This window comes from Streptomyces sp. NPDC006512 (assembly GCF_040611935.1).
GTDB lineage: Bacteria > Actinomycetota > Actinomycetes > Streptomycetales > Streptomycetaceae > Streptomyces.
This window is the reverse complement of record NZ_JBEXPG010000068.1, coordinates 41,100-51,634: the sequence shown is the minus strand read 5'-3', so window position 1 is coordinate 51,634 and position 10,535 is coordinate 41,100. Positions and strand designations below refer to the sequence as shown.

Here is a 10,535-nt window from a genome sequence, read left to right as displayed (position 1 = left end):
CCCGTCTCCTGGGACGCCTTCAGCCTCGAATTCTGGGGAGCACTGCTCCACGGCGGAAGCACCATCCTCCAACCCGGACAACGACCCGAACCGGCCCTGATCGCGGCCCTCACCCAGCAACACCGCGTCACGATGCTCCAGCTCTCCTCCAGCCTCTTCAACTACCTCACCGACGAGCACCCGGAGACCTTCGCCACCACCCGCATCGTCTACACCGGCGGTGAGCCGGCCTCCCCCACCCACGTCCACCGCCTCCAGCAACTCCACCCCCACCTCACCGTCACCAACGGCTACGGCCCCGCCGAATCCATGGGCTTCACCACCACCCACACCGTCGAACGCACCCCCGAAGCCCAAGGCCCCCTCTCCATCGGCCGCCCCCTGACGAACAAGCACGCCTACGTCCTGGACGCCCACCTCAATCCCACACCCCCCGGCACCACCGGTGAGCTCTACCTCTCCGGCGACGGACTCGCCCACGGCTACCTCGCCCAACCCACCACCACCGCAACCCACTTCATCCCCCACCCCTACGGACCCCCCGGCACCCGCCTCTACCGCACCGGCGACCAAGCCCACTGGGACACCCACGGCAACCTCCACTACACCGGCCGCACCGACACCCAGATAAAAATCCGCGGTTTCCGCATCGAACCCACCGAAATCGAAACCACCCTCACCACCCACCCCCACATCACCCAAGCCACCCTCGCCACGCACCCGGACCACCACAACACGCCCCAGCTGACCGCGTACCTGGTCACCACCGAGCCCGGTCTCTCCCCGCAAGACGTCCGCCTCTGGCTGCGGACCCTCCTGCCCGACCACATGGTCCCGGCGTTCGTCGTCCTGCTGGACCGGCTGCCGCTGACCCCCAACGGGAAGATCGACAAGGCCGCCCTGCCGTCGCCCCGGGCGGTGACCACCCCCGGCGGCCGGGAACCGCGCACCCCCCTGGAGGAGACGGTGCGCACCTATTTCAGCGAGGCCCTGGGGACTCCGTCACCGCTGACCATCGACGACGACTTCTTCGACCACGGCGGGCATTCGCTCCTCGCCGCCCGTCTCACCCACCGCATCGGCACCACCCTCGGCATCACCCTCACCCTCCGCGACGTCTTCCAGCACCCCACCCCCGCCACCCTCGCCCAGCACATCGGTACCCGGCTGCCGGCCGGGCCCGCCGTGCCCCGGCGCGCCAGACCCGCCCTGCGCCGCCGCACCCCCGACCAGGAACGGAGTTCCTCATGAGCCACGACACGGGCCACGACACGAGCCACGACCGGCAGCCCGACTTCACCCCCGCGCCCGACGACGTGGTCTGGGACCTGCCGGGCGAGGGCCCGCAGCGCACCTCGCTGCTGGTGCTGCCGCACGCCGGCGGCAACGCCCACGCCTACGCGCAATGGCGCGACCACCTGCCCCGGGACGTCCGGCTCCTGATCGGCCAGTACCCGGGCCGCGGGGCCCGGTTCGCCGAGGACCTGCCGCGGGACGTGGCCGACCTGGCCGGTCCGGTGGTGGAGGCGCTGCCCGCCGGGGCCGCCGACGACCTGGTGGTACTGGGGCACAGCATGGGCTCGCTCGTCGCCTTCGAGGTCGTACGCCGCCTCCAGGCAGCCGGCCGCACGCCGCGGGCCCTGGTCGTGTCGGCCTGCCGGGCCCCGTTCCTGGCCAACCCGTGCGCCGTCCACCCGGAGCTGCTGGACGACGACGCGCTGGTGGCCGCCATCAAGGAGCGCGGCGGCACGGACGACGGCATCCTCGACGAGCCGGAGCTCCGCGAGATCGTCCTGCCCTCGATCCGGGCCGACTTCGCCATCGACGACGTGTACCGGTGCGAGGAGTCCGACGCCCGGGTGGAGTGCCCGGTGACGGTGATCGGCGGGGACGCCGACCCGGTCGCCCCGGCGGCCTCCCTGGAGCACTGGTCGCGGATCACCGACCGGGGTTTCTCCTCGTACGTGCTGCCGGGCGGCCACTTCTACTTCCAGGAGCGGCTCCCCGAGTTCTTCGCGGTGCTGGCCCCGGTGGTCGGCGGGCACGCCCCCGCCACCGCCTGACCCGTACCGCCCTCCCCCCGACGACATCGCCTCCGCATCCCAAGGGACGTCCCATGACCACCACGCACACCGAAGCCCCCGCCGCTTCCCGCTCCGGCATCAGCCCGGTCCGCGAGCCGGGCAAGCCCGTCGTCGTCCACACCCCGGCCGGGCTCGGCCTGGCCGCCTCCGTCGACTGGCTGACGGAACACCGTGCCGCGATCCAGGCCGAGTTGCTGCGCAGCGGGGCGGTCCTGCTGCGCGGGCTGCCCGTCGAGGACGCGGCCTCCTTCGCCGCCGCCCGGGACGCCCTGATCGAGCGGCGCGCCGGGTACAAGGAGAAGGCCACGCCGCGCACCGACTTCGGCGAGGGCGTGTTCTCCTCCACCGACCTGCCCGCCGTCCAGCCGATCCGGCTGCACAACGAGAACAGCTACACCCTCGACTTCCCCGGCGTGCTGCTGTTCGGCTGCGTGACCGCCCCCGAGGAGGGCGGCGCCACCACCGTCGGCGACATGCGCGAGGCCCTGCGCCTGCTGCCGCCGGAGCTGGTCGAACGGTTCGAGCGGGCCGGCTGGCTGCTCGTGCGGAACTACTCGGAACTGGCCGGGCTGCCCTGGTACAAGACGTTCGCGACCGAGGACAGGGCGGTGGCGCAGGCGTACTGCGAGGAGAACACGATCGGCTACGAGTGGACCGACGAGGACGACTCGATGATCACCCGGCAGCGCCGGTCGGCGATCGTCACCCACCCGGTGACGGGCGAGCGGACCTGGTTCAACCACTTCGCCTTCTGGAACAGCCGCACCCTCGACCCGGACGTCCGCGAGGTGCTCCTGGACACGTACGGGGAGGACGGGCTGCCGTTCAACACCTACCTGGGCGACGGCTCCCGGCTCACGGACGCCGAGGTCGACGCGGTCAACGCCGTCTACGACCGGGTCACCGTACGGGAGACGTGGCAGCGGGGCGACCTGATGATCGTCGACAACATCCTGTGCGCCCACGGCCGGGAGGCCTACCGGGGCGACCGGAAGATCCTCGTCGCCATGGGCGAGCCGGTCGCGCTGGCCGACTGCGCGCCCGCCACCCGGCCGTCCACCACCGTCTTCACCGGGGAGTGAGCGCCGTGACCGCCGTACTTCCCGAGCGTCCCCGTGTCCACGGGGCCCCCGGATCCGTTCCCGACCTGCTGGAGCGGCTCGCCCAGGCCCCCGCCGGGCGGACCGCCGTCGTCGCGGGCGGCGACGAGCTGACCTTCGGGGAGCTGCGCGCGCGGGCGATGCGGTTCGCCGGCCGGCTGGCCGCGCGCGGCATCGGCCCCGAACGCGTGGTGGCGCTGGCCCTGCCGCGCGGCGCGGACCTGGTGGTGGCGCTGATCGGCACCCTGACCGCGGGGGCCGCGTACCTGCCGGTGGACCCGAAGCTGCCCGCCGGGCGGCGGCGCCACCTCGTGGAGGACGCGGGCGCCGACCTGGTGGTCACCGCCGGCGGGACGGACGGGCCGGTGGCCGAGGGCGTGCCCCATCTGGCGGTGACCTGGCTGACCGCGCCGGAGGGCGAGGACCCGCCGTACGCGCCCGTCGCCGTGGGCGCCGACACGCTCGCCTACGTCATCTACACCTCCGGGTCCACCGGCCGTCCCAAGGGCGTCGAGATCGGCCGGGCGGCCGTCTCGGCGCTGCTGGCCGAGCTGGAGGACACCGGCATCGCCGTGACCGGGGGCGGCCGCGTCGGCTGGAACGCCTCGCCGTCCTTCGACGCCTCCGTCCAGCAGTGGGTGCGGCTGTGCCGGGGCGACACCCTGGTGATGATCGACGAGGAGACCCGCGCGGACCCGGCCCTGCTGGCCCGGTTCGTCGACGAACAGGCCCTGACCGACCTGGACATCACCCCCTCGCACGCCGACCCGCTGCTGGACCTGCTCAGCGCGGACGGCGGGCCGCGCCCGCTGACCCTGCTGGTCGGCGGGGAGGCCGTCAGCCCCGCGCTGTGGCGGCGGCTCGGCGCCCTGGGGGCGCGCGGGGTGCTGCGTACGGTCAACCTGTACGGGCCGACCGAGTGCACCGTGGACGCCACGGCGGGCTGGATCGACGCCGGCGCCGAACCGCACATCGGGCGGGTGCTGCCGGGGCTGCGGACACGGGTCCTGGACGCGGCGCTGAACCCGGTGGCCGAGGGCGGCAGCGGCGAACTGTACCTGGCGGGGCCGCGCGTGGGCCGCGGCTACCGGGGCCGGCCGGCGCTGACGGCGGAACGGTTCGTGGCCGACGCGGCGGCCTGCGGCCAGGGCGCCGGGGGCGGTCGCATGTACCGCACGGGTGACCTGGTCCGGCTGCTGCCCGGCGGTCGGCTGGCCTACCTGGGCCGGGCCGACGGGCAGGTCAAGGTGCGCGGGCACCGGATCGAACTCCGGGAGGTGGAGGCGGCGGTGGCCGCCGCCCCGGGGGTCGCCGAGGCGGCGGTCGTCCTGTGCCCGGAGGTGCACGGGGCGCCGGGTCTGGTGGCCTACCACCGCCCGGCAGGCCCCGCCGTCGCCGAGGGTGCGCTGCGCGCCCACCTGGAGTCGGTCCTGCCGGGGTACATGGTCCCGGGGCTGTTCGTGGCCCTGGACCGGTTCCCGACCACCGTCAACGGCAAGATCGACCGTACGGCGCTGCCCGCGCCGGCCGCCGCCGGCCCGGCCCCGGAGGCCGCCGAGGGGCTGAGCGCCTCGCAGCGGCTGATCGCGGGGGTCTGGGCCGCCGTCCTCGGCGCCTCCCGGATCGGCCCCGACGACAACTTCTTCAAGCTCGGGGGCCATTCCCTGCTCGCGATCAAGCTGGTCTCGCGGGTCCGCGCCGAACTCGGCGTCGCCCTGCCCGTGAAGGCCGTCTACGCCAACCCGCGCCTGCGGGACCTGGCCGCCCACATCGACACGCTCGTCGCGGCCACCGCGAGCCAGGACCGTTGAGGACGCCGAGGACATGACCGAGATCCCGTTGTCGTACGCGCAGCGCCGGCTGTGGTTCCTGGGCCGGCTGCACGGCCCGTCCGCCTCCTACAACGCCCCGGTGGTCCTGCACCTGGACGCCGGACCGGACGCCGGGCCGGACGCCGGGCTGCTGGCCGGGGCCCTGACCGACGTGGTGGAGCGGCACGAGGTGCTGCGCACCGTCCTGCCGGCCGGCGCCGACGGGGAGCCGTACCAGCGGGTGCTGGACGCGGCCGCCGTGCCCCGGCTGGCCGTCGAGGACTGCGCGTCCGGCGAACGGGACGCGCGGGTGGCCGCCTTCGCCCGTGAACCGTTCGACATCACCGCCGAACCGCCTTTGCGCGCCCGGCTGTTCCGCGCGGACGACGGAACCTGCGTGCTGGTGCTGCTGGTCCATCACGTGGCGACCGACGGCTGGTCCGTGCGCCCGCTGCTGCGGGACCTCGCGCGGGCCCACCGGGCGCGGCTGGCCGGGCGGTCCCCCGACTGGGAGGCGCTGCCCGTCCAGTACGCGGACTACAGCCAGTGGCAGCACGAGCTGCTCGGCGACCCCGACGACCCGGACGGCCTCGCCGGAGAACAACTGGCCTACTGGCGAGGCGTGCTGGAGGGAGCGCCACCCGTCCTGGCGCTGCCCGCCGACCGGCCCCGCCCCGCCGAACCGTCGGGGCGCGGCGCCTCGCTGACGGCACGGCTCGACGCCGGGGCGCACGGCGCGCTCCTCGCCCTGGCCCGCGCCCGGCGGGCCAGCCCCACGATGGTGGTGCGGGCGGCGCTCGCCGCGGCCCTGTCGGCGGCGGGGGCGGGCGAGGACGTGGTGATCGGCGCCCCCGTCGCGGGGCGCCCCGAGGAGGACCTGTACGAGCTCGTCGGCTTCTTCGTCAACTCCCTCGCACTGCGTACGGACCTGTCGGGCGGCCCGACGGCCGCGGAGCTGGTGGACCGGGTCCGGGACGCGGACCTGGCCGCGTACGAGCACCAGGAACTCCCCTTCGACCTGCTCGTGGAGAAGCTGAGCCCGGAGCGGGCGCTGGGCCACCACCCGTTCTTCCAGACGATGCTGACCGTGGACGCGGGCGCCGCGGGCGCCGCCCCGGTGGACCTGGGGGGCGGTCTCACCGGCCGGATCGCCGATGTCGGCCTGGACACGGCCAAGTTCGACCTGACCTGGTACTGCGGGGAGCGGCACGCCCCGGACGGCGGGCCGGACGGGATGGACGTCGTCCTCCAGTACGCGGCCGACCTCTTCGACGAGGACACGGCCCGGCTGCTGCTGGAGGTGTTCGTACGGGCGCTGCGCGCCTTCGGGCGGGCTCCGGACGTGCGGCTCGGCGCGCTGGAGCTGGTGACCGGCGAGGAGACGAAGGCCCTGGCCGGGCGGCGGCACACCACCGCCGCGCTGCCCGCGGCGCCGGCCGGTGCCCGAGTGCGGCGGGAGGTCCTGGCGCCGCGGGAGGAGATCCTGTGCGGGCTGTTCGCGGAGGTCCTCGGCCGGGAGCACGTCGAGGCCGACGCCAACTTCTTCCGCAGCGGCGGGCATTCGCTGCTCGCGAGCAAACTCGTCAACCGGATCCGGGGCGCGCTCGGCCTGGAGCTCGGCATCCGGGACCTGTTCCTGGCGCCGACCCCGGCCGCACTGCACCGGCGGCTGGCCGGGCGCGGCGGCGCGGCCGGCTCCCGGCCCGCGCTGAGGTCCGTACCGGCCGGGGAGCGGCCGGGGCGGCTCCCGCTGTCCGCCGCGCAGCGTTCGCTGTGGCTGCTGGGCCGCATCGAGGGCCCGTCGGCGGCCTACAACGCCCCGCTGGTGCTGCGGCTGGAAGGGGTTCCCGAGGCGGCGGCGCTGGCGGCCGCGCTGGGTGACGTACTGGCCCGGCACGAGGTGCTGCGGACGGTGTACGGGGAGGAGGGCGGGGAGCCGTACCAGCGGGTGCTGGAGGTGCCCGGGGAGCTGCTGGAGGTGGCCGACTGCGCGCCGGGGGCACTGGAGGGGCTCGTGGCGGGCTTCGGCCGGGAGACCTTCGACCTGGCGGCGCGGGTGCCGGTGCGAGCCAGGCTGCTGCGACCGGGGGACGGCACCTCGGTGCTGGTGCTGCTGGTCCACCACATCGCCACCGACGGCTGGTCCCTCGCGCCGCTGCTGCGGGACCTGGGCGAGGCGTACGCGGCGCGGCGGGCGAGACGGGCCCCGTCCTGGCGGGCGCTGCCGGTTCAGTACGCCGACTACGCGCTGTGGCAGCGGGACCTGCTCGCCGATCCGGGCGCCCTGCTCGCGCACTGGCGGGCGGCGCTGGAGGGGATGCCGGGGCGGACCGTACTGCCCGCCGACCGGCCGCGTCCGGCCGAGCCGTCGGGGCGGGCCGCGACGGTGTCGGCGGTGCTGGAGGAGGACGCGCACCGGGCGCTGGCCGCCCTGGCGCGGGAGCGGCGGGCCAGCCTGTTCATGGTGGTCCGATCGGCGCTGGCGGCGGCCCTGTCCGCCACGGGGGCCGGTGAGGACCTGGCGATCGGGACGCCGGCCGCGGGCCGGTCCGACGAGGACCTGCACGACCTCGTGGGCTGCTTCGTCAACACGCTGGTGCTGCGCGCCGACCTGTCGGGCGATCCGACGGCCGCGGAACTGGTGGACCGGGTCCGGGACGCGGACCTGGCGGCCTTCGACCACCAGGACCTGCCCTTCGACCTGCTGGTGGAGCGGTTGGCCGGACCAGGGCGGGCCCTCGGTGAACACCCGTTCTTCCAGGTGATGCTGACGGTCGGTCATGCGGAGCGGGAGCGGGTGCGGCTCGACGGGATCCCCGGGCGGGCGGGCAGCACCGACCTGGGCGCGGCCCGGTTCGACCTGGCCTTCCACTGCGCGGAGCGGCGGGGCTCGGACGGCGGGCCGGGCGGGATGGACGTCCTGGTGCAGTACGCGGGCGACCTCTTCGACGAGGACACGGCCCGGCTGCTACTGGAGGTGTTCGTACGGGCACTGCGCGCCTTCGGACGGCGGTCTCGGGCACGACTGGGCGAGCTGGAGCTGGTGCGCGGACCGGAACGGCAGGGCCTGGAGCGCCGGCGCGCGGAACTGGAGCGGCAGGAGCGGGCGGCCGCCGCCGGGGCGGTGCGGGGCGGCGTCCGGGGGCAGCGGGCGGTGTCCTCCCCGCGGGAGGAGATCCTGTGCGGGCTGTTCGCGGAGGTCCTGGGCCGCGAACGGGTCTCCGCCGACGCCAACTTCTTCAAATCGGGCGGGCATTCGCTGCTCGCGAGCCGGCTCGTGAACCGGATCCGGGCGGTGCTCGGGGTGGAGGCGGGGATCCGCGACCTGTTCCTGGCGCCCACCCCGGCGGCCCTGCGCCGCCGCCTGGACGCGACCGGCGGCGGGCCGGCGCGGCCGGCACCGGTCGCCGTGGCGGACCGGCCGGAGCGGCTGCCACTGTCGTACGCGCAGCGCCGGCTGTGGTTCCTGGACCAGCTGGAGGGGCCTTCCCCCGCCTACAACATCGCGCTGGTACGGGAGTTGGCGCAGCCCCTGGATCCGGCGGCGCTGGCCGGGGCGCTCGCCGACGTCGCCGCCCGGCACGAGGTGCTGCGCACCGTGTACGGGGCCGAGGGCGGGCAGCCGTACCAGCGGGTCCTGGAGGGGGCGCGCCCCCAGCTGGAGCTGGCGCGTCCGGCGGACGTGGCCGCGGCCGTGGACGCGGCGGCCGCGGAGGTCTTCGACCTGACCCGGGACCTGCCGTTGCGGGCCCGGCTGTTCCTGCCCGAGGGCGACGGCCCGCAGACCCTGGTGCTGCTCCTGCACCACATCGCCGCGGACGGCTGGTCCACCGGTCCGCTGCTCGCGGACCTGGCCGCCGCCTACGAGGCCCGGCTGGCCGGAACCGCGCCCGGCTGGGAGCCGCTGCCGGTCCAGTACGCCGACTACACCCTGTGGGAGCGGGCGGCGCTGGACGGCGAGGCCGCCGCCGGGGCCACCGGGCACTGGCGGGCCGCGCTGGCGGGGCTGCCGCCGCTGATCGACCTGCCGACGCAGCGGCCCCGGCCGGCCGTGCCGTCGGGGAGCGGGGCGGTCACCGGCTTCACGGTGGACGCGGACACCCACCGGCGGCTGTTGCGGATCGCGCACGCCCGGGGGGCCACCCTGTTCATGGTGGTGCAGGCCGCGCTGGCGGCGGCACTGGCCCGGGCGGGGGCGGGCGGCGACCTCGCGATCGGCACGACGGTCGCGGGGCGCGGCGACGACGCCCTGTCGGGTCTGGTCGGCTTCTTCGTCAACACCCTGGTCCTGCGCACCGACGTGTCGGGCGATCCGGTGTTCGGGGAGCTCGTGGACCGGGTCCGGGAGTCGGACCTGGTGGCCTACGCGCACCAGGACCTGCCGTTCGACCTGCTGGTGGAGGCGGTCAACCCGCACCGGTCCTCGGCGCACCACCCGCTGGTGCAGGTGATGCTCCAGGTGAACCCGGCGCCGGCCGGGCCGTCGGCGGGCCCCCTCGCGGGCACGGAACGGACCTTCGCCGCGCGGACCGCGAAGTCGGACCTCACCTTCGCCCTGACCGAGCGGGACGGGGGCGGGCTGTCCGGGGTCCTGGAGTACGCCACCGATCTGTACGAACCGTCGGGCGCGGGCCGGCTGGCGGCGCTGCTGGTGGCGGCTCTGGAACTGTTCGCGGCCGGTCCGGACCGGCGGGTGTCTGCGCTCGCGGCCCCGGCGGACCGGCGGCCCGTACGTCCGCTCGTCGGGGGCTACCCGATCGACCTGGCCCGGGTGGAGGCGGTCCTCGCGGAGCACCCGCGGGTCGGCTCGGCGCGGGCGCGGGTGGCCGACGGACGGATCCTCGCGGAGGTCACCCCGACGGGCGGCCCGGTGACGGAGCCGGAGCTCCAGACCTGGTCGGCGGACCGGCTGCCGGAGTACGCGGTCCCCTCGACGGTGCACGTCCCGGCCGCGCCGCCCGCCCCCGCACCGCCGGGCGCGTCCGGGGAGTCCGGCGGGGGCGCGGCCTCCGCCGCCCCCGGGGCTTCTCACACGGCCGCGCTGCTGCGGCTGTTCGCGGAGGTCCTGGAGCGCCAGGTCGGCCCGGACGACAACTTCTTCAAGTCCGGGGGGCATTCGCTGCTGGCGGTACGCCTGGTGAACCGGGTCCGGGCGGAGCTGGGCCGCGAGCTCACCCTCCGCGAGGTGTTCCGCCACCCCACTCCGGCCCGCCTGGCGGCCCTCCTGTCGGCGGCACCCCCCGCCCCGGCCCCGGCCCCGCTCCTGCGCCGCCGCACCCAGGCGGGCAGCCGCGTCCCCGGCTGACCCCGCCGACGGCAGGCCCACCCCGGCCGTCCCTGCGCACGACCCCCGGCCCCCGCCACTCCAGCGGGGGCCCCGGCCGTCCGTGGGCACGGCCGGGGGGCCGAACCCGGGAGCGGGGCCGCGACACCCCGGCCACCGGAACGCGCGGAGCGTCCGGCGGCAGTCGGGGGCGGCAGCCGCCCCGGTCGGAGCTGCCGGAGGGACTGCCCGCCGGAGGGTACGGGGCTGCCTAGCG

The 10,535-nt window shown here is 75.9% G+C and carries 5 protein-coding genes; all 5 read left to right on the top strand.

What is annotated here, in order from left to right; genetic code table 11:
• Nucleotides 1-1,251 (top strand): AMP-binding protein (locus ABZZ17_RS33675; RefSeq protein ID WP_356881950.1); only part of this gene is annotated, 1,251 nt, incomplete at its 5' end.
• A complete protein-coding gene (locus tag ABZZ17_RS33670) occupies nt 1,248-2,063 on the top strand; it encodes an alpha/beta fold hydrolase (RefSeq protein ID WP_356881948.1) in 816 nt (271 codons plus the stop codon). The genes ABZZ17_RS33675 and ABZZ17_RS33670, both read left to right, overlap by 4 nt.
• Before the next feature lie 53 nt (nt 2,064-2,116).
• Nucleotides 2,117-3,166, top strand: coding sequence for a TauD/TfdA family dioxygenase (locus ABZZ17_RS33665; protein WP_356881946.1), 1,050 nt, complete (start codon nt 2,117-2,119; stop codon nt 3,164-3,166).
• 5 nt (nt 3,167-3,171) lie between these two features.
• On the top strand, nt 3,172-4,995 hold the full coding sequence (locus tag ABZZ17_RS33660) for a non-ribosomal peptide synthetase (RefSeq protein WP_356881944.1): 1,824 nt from the start codon (nt 3,172-3,174) through the stop codon (nt 4,993-4,995).
• A gap of 13 nt (nt 4,996-5,008) precedes the next feature.
• Nucleotides 5,009-10,300: a condensation domain-containing protein gene (locus ABZZ17_RS33655; RefSeq protein ID WP_356881942.1), complete on the top strand. Its 5,292-nt coding sequence runs from the start codon at nt 5,009-5,011 to the stop codon at nt 10,298-10,300.
• Nucleotides 10,301-10,535: the final 235 nt, after the last annotated feature.